The sequence below is a fragment of the Flavobacterium sp. CR10 genome (assembly GCF_055814415.1).
Window position 1 is genome coordinate 4521746 of record NZ_CP185985.1, and the last position, 16732, is coordinate 4538477.

Genomic DNA, 16732 nt, shown 5'->3' on the forward strand with positions numbered 1-16732 from the left:
GTAAAAAGCTTAATTTAAAAGGTTTTAAATTATTTTATTCATTTAATTCTAAAAAATAATCCAACTTAGATTTGATTACTTTTTTGTTTCTATCTAATAAATAAAGTTTTTCCGGATTTTTGCTGTAGTAACCATAATACGTTTGATCTTTTTCTGGTTTGTCCCAGTTTAGAATAAAAATCGTTCCATCAGGATCTTTTTCTAAACCTTTTTCTGTATTGATATTGCCTTTTTCTGTAAAGCTTTTTTCGGGCTGTTTTCCTTGATAGGTAGTGGATAATTGAAATTTATTAGCTACAACATCAATTTTTAAGATTGTTTTTATTCCCTCACAATCTGCACATGGCAATATTCCTTCATATACAGAAATGCTCTCAACAGTATCCTCTTTTTCATTATTGACAATAGTGTCTGTCAAAACAGTACTATTTTCATCTTTACTATTTTTAGAATTACAAGATGTTACAATAACAGCTGCAAACGCAAGTATAACTATTTTCTTCATATTTTTTTTCTTCAAATATAAAGATTATTCTTACGTGATATCAAATTTAACTATTAAAGTTTACAGCTAAATAATTCCCATGACCATCGCTGTTTGTATAGCCTCTGCAGTATTGGTAACTTTCAATTTTTCGATAATGTTTTGCCTGTGACGTCTTACCGTATAGACTGAAATGTGCATTTCCGCAGCAATTTGTTCACTTTTGTATCCTTTTGCAACATTGGCTAAAACTTCCACTTCTCTTTTAGAAAGAATGGCTTCTGCCTTATTTTTATATTTCTCAGACTCAATTATCTCACCTGTCTGAATATTAAAAATCTTTCCGTCGATTCCCTTTCTAGGCTGTAAATCGGTTGATGGAATATAAAGGCATAATGCAAGGGAAATACTGCCGTTGCTAAAAGTTTTGAGATAAATCGTTCGATGATTTATATAAGCACATTTTTCTACCGATTCTTTCATTCTTAAACGGCTAAACGTGCTGTAATTACAATATTCTTCTTTTGGTAGTCCTTTTAAAAACTGATAGAAATTAAGTTCTAAAACATGTCTTTCTATCAAATCTTCTGAATTGATTTTGGTAAAAATACATTCTTCAAAAGCAGAGTCAATTACAGCTTTTTCATTTGGCAGTCCAAAAACAGAACCGAAACTCCCAGCGTAGATATAACTTCTATCGGATTGATAATCGGATAATACGGCTACACATTGTTCAATTTTGACATAATTGCTAACGAACTGTTTGTACATTTCAATATCATTAGATTCTCCAATTTCAAATTTTTGTTCTAAAAATGTGGTCATTAATTGGTTTTCGATAGAAGAAGTCTGTGGCATTTAGAAGTGTAATTGGTTAATTTTACGTATTGCCTCTTTTGTAAAGCAATTCTATTTTTGGAGCATTAAAAATATCACTTTCTATCCCAAAAAAATAATCTATGAAAACATTTTTTCCTAACATCCTTATTATTCTTAGTCTTTCTATTTTATTCAGCTGCAATAATAAAAACGAATCTGCAAAAGCCACATTGAAAGAGGAAACAAAAACAGATTCTGCATTTGTAAATGGTTCGCCTTGCGATATTAAACTGTCTTCTATACATTTTACAAAAGCGGTTAACGGTGCCGACTCGCTAATAAAATTAGAAACAAATGAAAAAATCATTTTTAAAGCTGGCGAAAAATCAGATTACTTTTCTGATCCAAACGAAAAATTGTCCAATACAAGCGCCCCAATGCTTTTGTCTAAAGTAGACAACACAAAACCTTTTACGCTTACCGCGAAAGTTACGCCTGAGTTTACAGAAAAAGGATTATATAATGCTGGTGTTCTATATCTTTATGTTAACGATAGTTTTTATCAGAAATTTTGTTTTGAGCAGGATGAAAGAGGCAATCACAGAGTTGTAACTGTTCGTACCATGGGAACTTCTGACGATAATAATCATGATGTGGTGAAAGTACCTTCTGTTTACATGAAAATCAGTTCTGATACTAAAACGGTTGCAAGTTATTATTCAGTAGATAAAAAAAATTGGCAGATGGTTCGTTTGTACAAAAACAATTATCCAAAAGAAATTTGGGTGGGAATTAGCACACAATGTCCTGTAGATAAAGGAACGAAAAGTATTTTTGAAGAAATCAATCTAGAAGAAAAAAGTGTTTCTAATTTTCGTTTAGGCATATAATCCTAGTTTAATTTTTTTATCAATAAGATAATCATTTTTTTAAACAGGTGTATGATTTGTATTACTAAGTTTTGTATTTTTATAAATAGCAAAATTTATTATTACCTAACTTTAAAAATAAACTACATGGGAAAATTTGTAATCACTACTAGAGCCAATGGGGAATTCCAGTTCAATTTAAAAGCTGGTAATGGCCAGACTATTCTAACAAGTGAAGGATACACAACAAAAGCAGCTTGCAATAATGGAATTGAGTCTGTTAAAAAAAATGCGGCAGACGATGATCGTTATGATAGATTAGAATCTAAAAGCGGAAAGCCATATTTTAATTTAAAAGCTGGAAATGGCCAAATCATTGGCTCAAGCGAAATGTACGAAAGTGTATCTGCTAGAGAAAACGGAATTGAATCGGTAAAGAAAAATGCTCCTGACGCTACTATAGACGATCAAACGGCTTAATACCTATTTATATTATAAAAACAAAAAGCTGTTTCTATTTATTCAGAAACAGCTTTTTTATTGAAAATTAAATCCTGAAATTACTTCTTCAAAGCATCAATTCCACCATGAGTTGGAACAACTTGTTTAATAGTTCCATCTGCATTAAACTCTAATTTATCAATGCAGACTTCACGATGAAAACCTCCTGCATCTCCCATTTTTATTCCTGTTGGATAGGAGAATCTGTGATATGTAATGTACCATTCGTCTTTGTTCGGAATTTGTAAAACAGAATTGTGTCCCGTTGCATAAATTCCTTCTTCTGGCTTTCCTTGAATTACGATATTATCTTTTGGAATTTCAAGCGGTCCTGTTGGCGAATCCGATATTCCGTATCTCACTTTGTAATTTGGACTTCTGGTGTCGTCTTCGCTCCAAAAGAAATAATATTTACCATTTCTGTAGATTACGTAGGTTCCTTCACGGAAAGTGTCATCAACTGCAATTACTTTTGTTGTTCCTTGCTTTATTGAAACCATATCTGGATTTAGCTCTGCAACGCCCATGTACATATTACCCCAATATAAATAGCTCTTTCCTGTTTTTGGATCTGTAAAAACATCTGGGTCAATTTCCTGACCGTCTTTTATTCCTTCTGGTCTTGTAGCTACAATTGCTTTTCCGCTGTCTTTAAAAGGCCCTGTAGGATTATCAGAAACTGCAACTCCAATTTTTTGTGCCGCCGTAAAATAGTAAAAATACTTATATTTCCCTTTTATCTTTTTTTCTACTATACATGGCGCCCAAGCATTTCTGTTTGCCCAAGCCACGTCTTTTTTAAGATCAATGATAACTCCTTCGTCTTTCCAATCTACTAAATTATCTGACGAAAAAGTCTTGAAATAATATCCTGACCAGCCATCGAATCCGTCGCTTGTTGGATAGATGTAATACTTTTTTGTTTTATTTGAATATAAAATTTCTGGATCGGCATAATAACCTTCCAAAACTGGATTATGATTTACTTTTGGAAGTTTTGCTGGCATTCCCCATTTGTCTGTAATTCGCTTTAATTCAGAACGGGTTATTGGAAGAATCGTTCCATGACGCGGATTAAAGTCCATTGAAATGTCATTGTCAATTACGCTGAAATTTTCTAAATCTTTCGTTTTTGTAAATTGATATCTTCCTTTAGTGTAAACGTCGTACATCAAAATATACTCGTCTGAATTGTTTAATTTGAAAACACTAGAACCTTCTACTCCATCTTTTGTCTGCTGCAGATAGTTATCATTTTCAATCCAATTTCCTGAAGTCAAATCTTTTGTAACTGCCACTTTGATTCCAGGTGTATTGGTTTCTGTTTTGTAAAAAAGATGATATTCTCCATCTTTTTCAATTATGTCCCCGTCAATACAAGCATTTCCTGACTTTGGAACGAATAACAGTTTAGGAGCGCTTTCTAAAGCCGTGAAATCCTTATTCGCGTAAGCGTAATAAATTTTATCCGGTCCTCCTGCATGCTGCATACTAAAGTAAATCATGTATTTACCCGCTTTTGTATCATAAATAGTTTGTGGCGCCCAAACACGTTTTAGATTTTCGTTTCCTGGAAATGTATTTTGGATATTTACAATATTGCTTTTCCAGTTTACTAAATCGGTACTTTTTAATAAAACCATTGCACGATTGCTGTCCCAGCCTTTTGAAGAAGTCATATCGGTCAAAACCATATAAAATGTCTTGCCATCTGCGCCACGCAATATATGCGGATCACGAACTCCTCCTGTTGAACTGATGGTTTTACTGTCTAAAACAGGCCTGTTGTTATTGAGCGCATAATAATTATAGCCGTCTGTGCTTATGGCGTAATTGACCGCTTCTTCTTCTACTTTATTTCCAATAAAATAAACAAATAAATAAGCTGTCAGATCTTTATCTGCAATTACGGGCGGAATTCCTTTTGCTGTATTTTGGGCTTGTAAGGGATCAAAAAGGCTTAATAATGATATAAGGCAAAAAAATATTCTCTTCATTTATTTTTTACTTTTTAATTGATATAACACTGAAGCGTGAGATCTTAAATCGGCTCCAATTTCTTTCGAATTTAATTTAGATTTTTCTCCTGTCCACATATTTAAAACTTCCGCAGTACCTGAAATTCCAAGATCTGAAAGATTTACGGACACTTTCTGCGAATCTTTATCCGAAATATTGAATAGAGCTAAATAAACACTCCCATCTTTTGCATTTTTTGAAGTGACTGCAATCTTTCCGTCTTTTTGGAAAAGCTGTTTTACTTCAGTACTTTCATTATGCATTTTTACTACTTCTTTATTCGTTAATAACGATAAGGTAAAAGCATCATTGCTTGGTAAATCGCCGCCAAAAAACAATGGTGATTTGAAGATATTGAAAAATGTAATTAAAGTATATTGTTCGTCTTTTGTTAAACGAGTCATTCTGTCGTTGCCACGTTCTCCTCTAATCGAAATACGTCCTAACGGAATCATATCGCAATCTGGCCATGTTCCCGGTGCGATGTACGGATACCATTTTTGAGCAACATCCATTAAATGTGTGATGTGCGGCCAAGTATCCCAAACATCATCTACCATACGCCACATATTGGCATGTGCAGATACGTGTGGCGCTGCTGAAATTGGTGTTTCTCCTGGAGATGTGCTTAAAACAATTTTACGCCCACATTTATCAATGGCGTTTCTAATTAAATTAATTTCTCCTTCGTGATACGGTCTTGATAAATCATCAATCTTAATAAAATCTACTCCCCATTGTGCGTACAATTCGAAAATAGAATTGTAGTATTCCTGTGCTCCTGGTTTATCCGCTACAACTGTATAGTTATCTTTCAGCCATTCGCATTGCAATGCTGTTGAATAAATCTGATCTGCTGTAATTCCGTTTGCACCTTTAATTGGCATTTTTTCTTCAACCGCTTTTTTCGGAATACCGCGCATAATATGAATTCCAAATTTCAGTCCTTTTTTATGAATGTAATCGGCTAGTGGTTTAAAACCTTGTCCATCTTTTGCTGAAGGAAATCGATTTACTGCCGGAAGATATCTCCCGTATTGATCGATAACATAACGTGGATCTGTTTGATTGTAACCGCCTGCTTTGTCATTTTCGACAAACCATCGGATATCCACTACGACATATTCCCAGCCAAATTTCTTCAGCTCTTTTGCCATATAATCGGCATTGGCTTTTACTTCATGTTCTTCAACAGTCGGGCCGTAACAATCCCAGCTGTTCCATCCCATTGGCGGAGTCTGAGCCCATTGTTTAAATTCTTCTTTTTGAAATGTGTTTTGAGCGTTAGTTGTAGCTGATAGAAAAAATGTTCCTATAGCGATTGTAAGTAAGTTTGTAATTTTCATCTATGTTTTTATGTGTGGTTTTTACACTTTAAATATAATGAAATTTTATTGTTGCAGACAAAAATTAGCCCTGACAGGTTTTAAAAACCTGCCAGGTCATTTCTTGCTTTGTTATTTCACATTTACAGTAACTTCAACAGGTTTTAGCCACTGGCTTGTAAATTTTACTTTTATTGGCGCTGTCGAATCTCCATTTGCCTGAATATACGCTGCAATATGTCCGTGGAATACTCGCTGAATATTATCTGTATAATCTGTCATATCGCTGTTATTTCCAGCTTCCAATCCTAATAATTTTCCGGGGCCGCTAATCGTACAAGTTACTTCATTATCTGAAAGCATTACCGGAAGTCCGTTTTGATCTTTAACCTGAACCATGATTTTAGCAACGCCTTTGTCTTTGCTTATCGTAATGTTTTTCTCTGCAATCGTTAATTCAACTGGCTGTTGTGTTGAAGCAATTGCAAAACGGCTCACCTCTTTATCACTTTTATCTAAACCAACTGCTTCTAATTTTCCTGAAGCAAACGGAATATCCCAGTAAATAATTCCCGTTTTTTCGTCATATAATTTAGTTTCTCCAACCACTTTTCCGTTCAATTCCAAACGCGCTTTTGCTGCATTGGTATAACAAACCACTCTGATTTTCTGCCCCGCTTCATAATTCCAAATAGCCCACGCATCTTTAGAAATATCTTTTTCATCTGCTAAAGGATATGTTCCTAAATAAGCCATTGGTTTATCTGACCATAATGACTGGCGGAAATATCCTCTTGGTTTAATAACTCCCGCAAAATCGACTAAACCTGAGTAAAATCCTCTTGAAGGCCATCTTCCTGATTCTCCTAAATAATCGATACCAGTCCAAAGAAATTGCCCAAAAATATGTTTGTTGTTTTTTACTGCGAGCCAAGGTTCCATATCATGAACATTTTCACTTCCGTAAATAACCCTTTTTGGATATTTAGCATGATCTGTCTGGTATTTGCTTTCTGTATAATTGTATCCTGTAATATCTAACGCACCTGGATATTCTGTTTCATTAGACATTGCGACTCCTGCTAAGCCTGCCGTTGTCGGACGTGATTTATCGTATTTTTTAACTGCTGCCACCAAACGTTTTGCTATAGCTCCAAGACGCATGGCATCTGGCGCATCTGGTTTATAGCCTCCATAAGCTGCTTGTCCGAAACCATCTTTTCCTTTATCTAAGACCGGATGCGAATATGGATCGTTTGGATAATCTACTTCGTTGCCAATGCTCCATGCAAATACGGAAAGATGATTCCTGTCACGACGCACAAAATCTTCTAAATCTTTTTCTGCCCAATCAGCAAAAATATCAAACGAACCTTCAAATCCAGGTGTTCCATAATTCCAGCCTTCTAGCCATTTACGCTTTGGGAATTCCCATTCGTCATAAGCTTCGTTTAAAACTAACAATCCTAATTCGTCGCAAAGCTCATAAAAATCTGGTGCTTGCGGATTATGACTTGTTCTGATGGCATTTACACCAATTTCCTTCAAGGTTTGTAATCTTGTTTTCCAAACTTCTCTCGGAACTGCTGATCCCAAAACTCCTGCATCATGATGTAAACAAACCCCTTTCACTTTCATCCATTTTCCGTTAAGAGCAAAACCATTGTTGGGATCGAATGTAAAGTTTCTAAAACCTGTTTGTGTTACCGTTTTATCGATTTCTTTCCCGTCCTGTAAAACAGTAGTTTTCAATTCGTATAAATTTGGATTGTCTAAATCCCATAACTGTGGATTCTTAACATTGATTTTAGTCGAAATTTTTCCGTTTTGATTCCCCGCAACTTCAACTTTAGAAGTTGTTTTTCCAACTGATTTTCCATCTTTTGAAAACAATTCATTTACAACAGTCAATGTAGATTTAGAAGCAGAACCATTTTCTACATCAACCTCAACGTTCAATGTTCCAGCACCTTTTTTCACTTCTGGATAAGCATAAACGCCCCATTGTGCAATATGAATCGGATTAGCATAAACTACCCATACATTTCTGTAAATTCCTGAACCTGTGTACCATCTCGAATCGGCACTTTGGCTGTGGTCAACACGAACTGAAATCGTATTTTCTCCTCCAAATTTTACAAAAGGAGTGGCATCATATGCAAAAGAAATATAACCGTTTGGACGTTTTCCTAATGATTTTCCGTTGATGAACACTTCACTTCTGTTGTAAACGCCTTCAAAATACAAATACACTTTTTCACCTGATTTGCTCTGCGGAATATTGATTGATTTTCTGTACCAAGCAATGCCGCCCGGCAGATACCCTTGACAGCTTGCCAGCGTTGGACTCAACTGTCCTTTTACGCTCCAGTCGTGCGGTACATTTACGTTCTGCCATTTAGTATCATCAAAAGCAGCATTTTTTGCATCGGAAACATCCTGAAGATTGAATTTCCAATTGTCATTAATTTTTTTTGAATCTCCAAACGAAATCTGGCTACTCGCAGACAGACAAGAAAAGAGTAAAACAGGAAGTAAAATTTTCTTAGTTAACATGTTTTTAGTTATTTTTTGTTTCGGGTTTCAGATTTCAAGTTAGGTTTGAACGTGAAACCTGAAACTTGAAACCTTTTTTTAATATTGTAATTCCCCAACGAACGTCACTACTGACCTTGCTGGAATTTCTAAATTTCCATTTTTTTGGACTTCAGCTCTTTTTAAATTTGATGCATCAGAAGTTACATAAGGTGTGAACTCATTGTTTTTTAAAGTTCCTTTTGATAAATCGAATTTGTATTTCTGAGCTTCTTTGCCACAGTTTACAGCAACAACAATCAGTTTTTTGTTTAGAATGTCTTTGTATGCAGTAAGCATTACATCATTTGCTGCATCTAATTCTTTTTGGTTTGGAACATCAACTCGCTGCATTCCTGGACGTACAAAAAGCGAATAATTTCCTAAAGCCCAAAGCAATTTGGAATCGTGAAATTCTCCATCATTCCTCACATAATCTGGTGTTGTGCTTCCATTGCTTTTTCCGTCATCCAGATAAATTAAGCCGTCTTTGTAATCTACTCTTGTAATAGAAGTCCACCATTGCCACGAAGCGGCATTTGCCACCGCAATATCGTTATGGATTAATCTCGCTACGAATAAAGCAGTCTGCATTCCTAAATCTCTACCGCCGCCAGAACCTCCCGGGATTTCAGCCTCTCCAGGGTTTTCTAAAATACAGTATTCCGACTGCCAGTACTTTAATCCCGGTTTTTGCTTAACTTCTGCGGCAATCAATTTTCGGCTTAAAACTTGTCTTTCAATTGGCCAAGTAGTAAAATAACTGTGTCCGAGAATTACATTTTTTACATTCGAAAATTTTGTCACATTGGTTTTTGTTTTTCCAAAGAAAAAATCGATCTGATTGTCTCGATTTTCGGCATTTACATTTTCATATAAATAATCGATTTGCGCGGCTTCTGCAATCACAATTTCAGTGCTCATTTTTTTTGCTTTCAGTTTCTCTGAAAGTGATTTGGTTAAATCATATATTTCCTGATTGGTCGCTGGTGTTCCCTCTTGACTGTTGGTATCCCCATTTTTTGGCATCCATTCCCATTGCGGTTCATTTATGGGACTGACATAATCGAATTTGATTCCTTCTTTTTTCTCCAATCCTTGAATACTTTGAACTAAGAAATCGGCAAATTTTGGAATTGCACCATCTTTTAGATTCAGTTTATTCTTTTGAGAAGCAAAAGACAATCCGTTGTTCGTCATATGCACTGGCGGACTATTGGTAAAAATCAGGAATTTTTCTACTCCGCGTTTTTTGGCTGCCTGCAAAAACCATCTTTGCCCTTCTTGTTTTGAGAAATCGTAAGTTCCATCAGCATTTAGGAAACATTCACTTCTTCTCCACTCGTCCGAAACTTTACTGTTTTCTCCTTGCTCTGCACTTCCAGCGCCTAGATTAAATCTCCAAATCGAAAGTCCAATTCCTTTTGGATTTCCCTGCGCATCGATTTCTTTGCTAAACAATAAATCTGCAATGGCATTTTTTTTCTGTTTTGGCCAGTTTTTACCCACAAACTGTGTTCTCCAAGCATCAGAACCTCCAAAACCGTCCATGGTTTGTACTACATTATCTGTGCTTATGGTAACGGTTCGCTGTGCAAAAGACAGCGAACTAATTACCAATAAAAGCAAGAGATATACTTTTCTCATTTATTTTTTGTTTTTATTATCCTCAATTTTGTCATTTAGACGAAGGAAAAATTTCTGTAATACAAGTCTCCAATCTTTGTGGAGCTACTTGTGAAAATCCCTTCTTCGTCGGGATGACAAGATTATGTGAAACCTTAGTTTCTTAGCAACTCAGAATCTTAGAATCTTATTTGTAAGTTCCTACATAAGTTACAACCGACCTAGCAGGAATTTCTAAACTCGCTGCATCAACCGCAGTTCCTTTTTTCAAACTCATTGTTTCCGAAGTTGTATAAGGAGTCAATTTATTATCTGTAACTGTTCCTCCTGAAAGCTTTAGATTATATTTTTTAACTGATTTGCTCATGTTAACAGCAACGATTACCAATTTTTTGTTTGTAGCATCTTTATAAGCCGTAACCATAATATCATTCAAAGCAGTTGAATTGTCAACACTAGGAATTTGAACTCTTACCATTCCTGGTTTAACGAAGAACGAAAAGTTTCCTAAAGCCCAAAGTGTTTTAGAATCTCTGATGTATCCGTCATTTTTACAATAATCTGCATTTCCTGCTCCGTTGCTTGCGCCATCATCTACGTGAATTAAACCATCTTTGTAATCCCCGCGACTTATTGCGGTCCACCACTGCCAAGACGTAACGCCTCCAATAGCAATATCTGCGCTGATGATGCGTGCCGTCCAAAGTGCTAATGACATTCCTAAATCTCTACCTGCTCCCGCTCCGCCCGGAAGTTCAGCAGTTCCTGGGCTTTCTAATACACAATATTCGGATGACCAAAGACTAACTCCACCAACCGATTGAATTCTTGATGCTGCATCTTGTCTTGACGAAATCAATGTGCTCAATGGCCATGCTTGCCAGTAACTGTGTCCAGAAATCGTTTTTTTAACATTGCTTAAGCCTGTGATTTTTTTACTAGAGTTCGCAGCAAAAAAATAATCAATCTGATTGGATCTGCTTTCTTTTCCTGAAACAGTTTTATATAGAGATTCATAAGATCCGGCTTCTCCAACTACAATTTTTGCATCTAAGCCTTTTGATTGCAATTTTGGCGAAAGGATATTTACAAAACTATAAATATTAGCATTGGTCGCTGGAGAGCCTTCTTGTCCAGAACCGTCCCACTCATATTGCGGTTCGTTAAACGGACTCACATAATCGATAGTCAAACCATGTTCTGTTTTTAGCTTATCTAAAGATGTTGTCCAGAAATCGGCCAAATCTGGCATTTTACCTTCTTTTAAGTTGTAAAATTCTTTGATTGTCGCATGAGCTTTTCCGTTTTGAGTTAAATAAACTGGAGCACTGTTAGCAAAAGCCAAAAGTTTATCTACACCACGTTCTTTTGCCGCTTTCATAAACCAAACCTGACCTGCTTGTTTTGACATGTTGTACGAAACTCCATCCGCAGTAAAACATTCTGTTCTTCTCCATTCATCTGTAATATCACTCGCTTCGCCTTGTTCGGCACTTCCTGTTCCGAGATTAAAACGCCACAATGACAATCCAATTCCTTTTGGATTTCCGTCAGCATCTACACTTTGGCTAAATAATAAATCGGCTATTTTATTTTTCTTATCCGTAGGCCAATTTTTCCCTATAAAATTACATTGCCAGGCATCCGAAGCTCCAAAACTTTCCATGGTTTGAAGATTCATGTCTAAACTCACATTCAATTCCGCCACAGCATTTTCTGAGCCTGAATTTTCAGATTTTTCAGAGTCACAACTTACAAAAAGAGAACTTGCGAAAAGTAAGCCTGCACACAGCAGACTCACTTTATTTTGATTATTAAACTTCATGTTAGTATCCAGGATTTTGTTTAATGACATTGCCGCTCAGGTCGATTTCTAATTGCGGAATTGGCCACAATAAGTGTTTAGAAGGATCAAAATTGATTCCTTTGTCTTGCGGTTCTCTCAAGTTAGTTGTTTCATAAGGATCTGTTGAACTTAAATTGTATTTCACAAAAGTTCCGTTTGGTCCCATTAAAGATTCTATAACTGGTCTTCCTGTTGTTGGGTCCTTTTCGCGACGGATATCAAATAAACGCAATCCCTCAAAAGCCAATTCTAAACGGCGTTCTTTATAGATTTGTCTCAATAAAGTTGGACCAGAAATTCCTGTTTTTGGATCCAATTTCACACGTGCTCTAATGATATTGATATCTGCTAAAGCATCTCCGCCTAAATGGTAATTCGCTTCTGCTCTTGTCAAATACATCTCTGCCAGGCGAATCAATGGAATGTTTAATGGCAAGTGGCCGTCTTTTTTATCTAAAGAACGACGAGTTGCTATCGGAATATAATATTTACGGCAAATACGTCCTGATTTATTATCATTTAAGCTAAACTTATGTGTTGGGTTTAAAACTTCATCTCCATAAGCAGCTTCTCCCCATTTTGTAATAGTACTTCTGCGACGAATCACATCATTTTCAGAAAGATAAGCATTTTCTAAGTCACTTGTTGGCATACACCATCCCCATCCGTCTAAAACATCAGCAGCATCATTGCTTGGGAAATTCTTCTTGTCTTCTCCTCTTGCTCCAGATAAAGTAGGCAAAGCCGCTCCTAAATCTCTATTTTGAACAGAAGATGACTGCGCTTCTAAAATAGATTCTACTCCGTTATGATTGTTTACATTCCAAATATTTAAAAAATCTGCTTCTAACTGGAAAGGCCCTTCTGTAATAACTTTGTTCGAATAAGTTTTTGCTTCGGCCCATTTTTCTTGAAATAAAGAAACACGTGCCAATAAAGCATAAGCCGCCCATTTGTTTATTCTGCCGTCTCTGTTTACAGGAGCACTTTCTAATTTAGCTGCCGCATCTTTAAGATCGGTTTCAATTTGTGCATATACTTCTGCCGCAGAACTTCTCTGCAAAGTTAAATCTCCTGTTCCTAAAGATTTTGTATACAAAGGAACTCCTCCGAAAAGATTTACCAATTCGTAGTAGCAATAAGCGCGCACAAATAAAGATTCTCCCATATACTGGTTTTTCTGAGCTTCTGTAATTGGTGATTGAGCCATTCTTTCTAAACCAATGTTTGCAGATTGAATGGTATAATAATGAGCTGTATAAATACTATTCATATCTCCCATGTTATCAGGAGTGATAAGATATTGCGAGCATGGTCTATGAGCTCCACTATCTTGTCCTGTATTTCCCATCCAAGCGTCATCGGTAGACATTTCGTTGGTTACTCTTGGCGCTGTTAATGTCCACCAGTCTTTGGCCAGCAGTAATCGCTGTGTTAATTCATTGGCATAATTTTCGCACTCTTGCGCGGTTTGAAAATAATTTTCTAAAGTCTGCGTTCCTCTTTGTTCTTTTTCAATAAAATCGCTACAAGAAACTGCTAATAGAGAAAAAGTTATTATTGATACTATTATTTTTTTCATGATCGTTTTGATTAAAATGCAACATTAAGTCCCATCAAGATTGTTGGCTGTACCGGATAATTCCATCCTCCAAAACCTGATCCTTTTACTCTGTCTTGTTTATCAGGATCACCTCCTGCTACTTCAGGATCAACTCCCGTGTACTTTGTCCATGTCCATAAATTTTGTCCTGACAATGATACTCTCAATTTATCCAGTCCAAATTTGTTATAGAAAGAGTATCCCACCTGCAAGTTTTTCATGCGGACAAAAGAACCATCTTCAACATAAAGAGAAGAGAATTTAGTAAAGTTTTCATTGTTATCATCTTTAGACAAACGAGGAATATAATTGGAAGTTCCTTCACCATGCCAAGCCATTTGTTCTAATCCGCTAACTTTATTTGTTAAACTTGCTCCGTTATATAAATCTGAAATATTGGTGTTTACAATATCGTTTCCAATACTCGAGTAAAAATTAGCTACCAAATCAAATCCTTTGTAAGCAAAATTTAAATTCAATCCAATGTTGTAATCTGCCCAAGGAGAACCAATTTTGGTCCTGTCTTTGTCATCTAATTTTCCGTCGCCGTTAATATCTTTAAAACGAACATCTCCCACTTGTGCATACGGCTGTAATTTCGTTCCGTGCTCATCTGTATGTGAGTTTAATTCCGTTTGGTTTTGGAACAATCCATCAGCTACATATCCGTAAAAATAGCCTGGCTCATCTCCTTTTACCGTCAAAGTTCTATTGCTTGAACCGTAAAGTCTTTCACCGTCAGCAGAAAGCGACAACATGTCTACATTTACCGTAGTAAAAGTTACATCTACACCATACGAGAAATCACCTTTTTTATCTTTATAAGAAAGTAACAAATCTATACCGCTTGATTGCATTGATCCAATGTTTGTCCACATTGTAGAATATCCTGGGAACCCGCTATAAGTTGGAAACTGTTTTAAGAATAACATATCATGTGTCTGTTTTTTGTAGTATTCCAATGAACCAGTAACCTTATTTTTCCAAAATCCGAAATCAAGACCAAAGCTCATATCTTCTACCGTTTCCCATTTAATGTCTTTATTTGCCATTGAAGAAGGATAAGAAGTATCTACTACGTTACCGCCAATTACATAATATCCTTGTCCGATGTTTGATTGATAAACTGCATCTGGCAAACCTTGGTTCCCCACTTTACCCCATCCTGCTCTTAATCTTAAATCGCTAACAACATCTTTGGCAGATTCCATAAAGCCTTCGTTTAAAATTCTCCAAGAAACTGATGCCGAAGGGAAATTTGCCCATTTGTTATTGGTCATGAATTTTGAAGAACCATCACGTCTGAATGTTCCTGTAAAATAGTATTTACCGTCGTAGTTATAAGAAAATCGAGAAATATAAGACATTAATGAACTAGACCAGCTGTTTCCTTTACTGTCTTTATTTTTAGTAGCAGCATTTAACTCTCTCATAGAATCTGAGTTATTTGGCACACCTTCTCCATAACCCCAAAGATTATTTCCGTTGTATTCTTCCATCGTGTTACCAATCATCAAAGAAGCATTGTGTTTCTCTGCAAATGTTTTAGAATACGTAATGGTATTTTGCCAAGTCCAATCTACATTTGTCGTATTCCACTTTTCAACACTATTGATTTCGGCTTTTTCATGCGCTGCGTCAATTACAAAATCAGGACTGAATTTATTTCTTACTTCGTCTCCAACTTCAACGGACGCTTGTGTGCGGAATACTAAACCTTTGATAGGTTCGTATTGTAAATATCCGTTTGTATTTAAGTTGTATTTGTTTGTATAATCATCATAACGTTTTACAGCTGCAACTGGATTCCAAACATAAGATGGAGATCTTGCATAAATGCTGTATTCATTTTCTGTTCCGCTTAATTGATCTGCTGGTTTGTAAATTGGCGTAATTGGATCTATTTTATCAAAGTCCGCCCAGTTTCCAGGTGCTCCCCAAGTTTCATAACGAGGGTTTAAGGTGATTCCTGCTGAAAATTTATCAGAGAATTTAAAATCATTTGAAATTCTCATCGTTACTCTTTCCCAACCGCCTATTCCATACATAGAATCAGAATCATAATAATTTAAACTGATGGCATACGTATGCTTATCAGAACCGCCTGATATACCTAAAGAAGCATTTGTAACTGGTGTTCCTGTTCTAATTCCTGCCTTCCACCAATCTGTCGTTTTTCCTCTGTATTGAGATGGATTTGGCAAATAGTCTGAATAGCCAGAATTATTATAAGCTTTATTCATAATTGTTGCATAACCCTCGGCATCAGCCATATTATAAGGATTATTCATAATTTGCATACCAGAACTTAAATCAAAATTGAATCTCGTTTTTCCAACTTTTCCTTTTTTCGTGGTAATTAAAATAACTCCATTCGATGCACGAGAACCATAAATTGCACTTGCAGAAGCATCTTTAAGAACCTCCATAGATTCAATTTCATTCGTACTTAAGAAATTGATGCTTGTCCCCATCGGAATTCCGTCTACCACATACAATGGATCTGTATTTAAGTTTAAAGTCGAAATACCGCGAATTAAAACCCTTGGCTGCGCGCCTGGACCTCCTTGTCCTGTAACCTGCACTCCAGAAACTTTTCCTTGAAGTGATTCTGCTACGTTACCAACTGTCATAGTTTGCAATTCTTTTCCTTTTACAGAAGAAATCGAACTCGTAACATCGCTCTTTTTTACGGCCGCATAACCTACTACCACTATCTCATCTAGCGCTTGACTTGATTCCTGCATTACTACACTAATCTCTGTTTTATCTCCAACTGATACAAGCTGGGAAGTAAAACCTACAAATGAAAATTCGATTTGTGCATTTTTGTTTGGAACACTTATCGCATAATTTCCATCAAAATCGGTCGCTGCCGATGTTGAAGTTCCTTTCACTATTACATTTACTCCTGGAATCGGCACATTGGCTTTATCCTTAACAGTACCTTTTATTTTTATTTGTCCAAAAGATACAGCAGTACACAAAAGGGCAATAAAAAATCCTATATATTTAAATTTCATATTAAGCTGTTTTATTTGTTAATGTTACAACTAAGGTTATAAC

The 16732-nt window shown here is 36.0% G+C and carries 11 protein-coding genes; 2 read left to right on the plus strand and 9 right to left on the minus strand.

Translation table 11 applies throughout. The features are described from left to right. Positions 1 to 34: 34 nt before the first annotated feature. Positions 35 to 505, minus strand: a complete 471-nt coding sequence (locus tag ACNRYB_RS19015; protein WP_473728351.1) for a copper resistance protein NlpE N-terminal domain-containing protein — start codon at positions 503 to 505, stop codon at positions 35 to 37. 66 nt (positions 506 to 571) lie between these two features. After that, a complete protein-coding gene (locus tag ACNRYB_RS19020; RefSeq protein WP_473728352.1) occupies positions 572 to 1342 on the minus strand; it encodes a response regulator transcription factor in 771 nt (256 codons plus the stop codon). 101 nt (positions 1343 to 1443) lie between these two features. Between ACNRYB_RS19020 and ACNRYB_RS19025 the strand changes: the two genes are divergently transcribed. Together ACNRYB_RS19025 and ACNRYB_RS19030 are read left to right on the plus strand one after the other, a co-directional pair. Beyond that, positions 1444 to 2193, plus strand: a complete 750-nt coding sequence (locus ACNRYB_RS19025) for a DUF1349 domain-containing protein (RefSeq protein ID WP_129748183.1) — start codon at positions 1444 to 1446, stop codon at positions 2191 to 2193. 126 nt (positions 2194 to 2319) lie between these two features. Next, on the plus strand, positions 2320 to 2652 hold the full coding sequence (locus ACNRYB_RS19030; RefSeq protein ID WP_129748184.1) for a YegP family protein: 333 nt from the start codon (positions 2320 to 2322) through the stop codon (positions 2650 to 2652). Positions 2653 to 2732: 80 nt separating this feature from the next. Here ACNRYB_RS19030 and ACNRYB_RS19035 read toward each other — a convergent pair whose 3' ends face one another. The 7 genes from ACNRYB_RS19035 to ACNRYB_RS19065 all read right to left on the minus strand — a co-directional run bounded on the left by ACNRYB_RS19035 (position 2733) and on the right by ACNRYB_RS19065 (position 16689). Then, entirely contained in the window at positions 2733 to 4670 is a 1938-nt protein-coding gene (locus ACNRYB_RS19035; protein WP_473728353.1) for a glycoside hydrolase family 43 protein, read from the minus strand. Further along, on the minus strand, positions 4671 to 6038 hold the full coding sequence (locus ACNRYB_RS19040) for a glycoside hydrolase family 27 protein (protein WP_473728354.1): 1368 nt from the start codon (positions 6036 to 6038) through the stop codon (positions 4671 to 4673). Positions 6039 to 6149: 111 nt separating this feature from the next. Further along, positions 6150 to 8573, minus strand: coding sequence for a glycoside hydrolase family 2 TIM barrel-domain containing protein (locus tag ACNRYB_RS19045; RefSeq protein ID WP_473728355.1), 2424 nt, complete (start codon positions 8571 to 8573; stop codon positions 6150 to 6152). Between the two features lie 78 nt (positions 8574 to 8651). Continuing rightward, positions 8652 to 10238: a glycoside hydrolase gene (locus tag ACNRYB_RS19050; RefSeq protein ID WP_473728356.1), complete on the minus strand. Its 1587-nt coding sequence runs from the start codon at positions 10236 to 10238 to the stop codon at positions 8652 to 8654. A 166-nt stretch (positions 10239 to 10404) separates the two neighbouring features. Next, a complete protein-coding gene (locus tag ACNRYB_RS19055) occupies positions 10405 to 12042 on the minus strand; it encodes a glycoside hydrolase (protein ID WP_473728357.1) in 1638 nt (545 codons plus the stop codon). Position 12043: 1 nt separating this feature from the next. Beyond that, complete coding sequence (locus tag ACNRYB_RS19060; RefSeq protein WP_473728358.1) at positions 12044 to 13645, minus strand: RagB/SusD family nutrient uptake outer membrane protein; 1602 nt, start codon at positions 13643 to 13645, stop codon at positions 12044 to 12046. An 11-nt stretch (positions 13646 to 13656) separates the two neighbouring features. After that, positions 13657 to 16689, minus strand: coding sequence for a SusC/RagA family TonB-linked outer membrane protein (locus ACNRYB_RS19065; RefSeq protein WP_473728359.1), 3033 nt, complete (start codon positions 16687 to 16689; stop codon positions 13657 to 13659). Positions 16690 to 16732 lie beyond the last annotated feature (43 nt).

What these genes read in the sequence shown, in the direction of transcription:
- ACNRYB_RS19020 (WP_473728352.1), bottom strand. Translation starts at nt 1,342, where the DNA reads ATGCCACAGACTTCTTCTATCGAAAACCAATTAATGACCACATTTTTA.
- ACNRYB_RS19030 (WP_129748184.1), top strand. Translation starts at nt 2,320, where the DNA reads ATGGGAAAATTTGTAATCACTACTAGAGCCAATGGGGAATTCCAGTTC.
- ACNRYB_RS19050 (WP_473728356.1), bottom strand. Translation starts at nt 10,238, where the DNA reads ATGAGAAAAGTATATCTCTTGCTTTTATTGGTAATTAGTTCGCTGTCT.
- ACNRYB_RS19060 (WP_473728358.1), bottom strand. Translation starts at nt 13,645, where the DNA reads ATGAAAAAAATAATAGTATCAATAATAACTTTTTCTCTATTAGCAGTT.
- ACNRYB_RS19035 (WP_473728353.1), bottom strand. Translation starts at nt 4,670, where the DNA reads ATGAAGAGAATATTTTTTTGCCTTATATCATTATTAAGCCTTTTTGAT.
- ACNRYB_RS19055 (WP_473728357.1), bottom strand. Translation starts at nt 12,042, where the DNA reads ATGAAGTTTAATAATCAAAATAAAGTGAGTCTGCTGTGTGCAGGCTTA.
- ACNRYB_RS19045 (WP_473728355.1), bottom strand. Translation starts at nt 8,573, where the DNA reads ATGTTAACTAAGAAAATTTTACTTCCTGTTTTACTCTTTTCTTGTCTG.
- ACNRYB_RS19025 (WP_129748183.1), top strand. Translation starts at nt 1,444, where the DNA reads ATGAAAACATTTTTTCCTAACATCCTTATTATTCTTAGTCTTTCTATT.
- ACNRYB_RS19015 (WP_473728351.1), bottom strand. Translation starts at nt 505, where the DNA reads ATGAAGAAAATAGTTATACTTGCGTTTGCAGCTGTTATTGTAACATCT.
- ACNRYB_RS19040 (WP_473728354.1), bottom strand. Translation starts at nt 6,038, where the DNA reads ATGAAAATTACAAACTTACTTACAATCGCTATAGGAACATTTTTTCTA.
- ACNRYB_RS19065 (WP_473728359.1), bottom strand. Translation starts at nt 16,689, where the DNA reads ATGAAATTTAAATATATAGGATTTTTTATTGCCCTTTTGTGTACTGCT.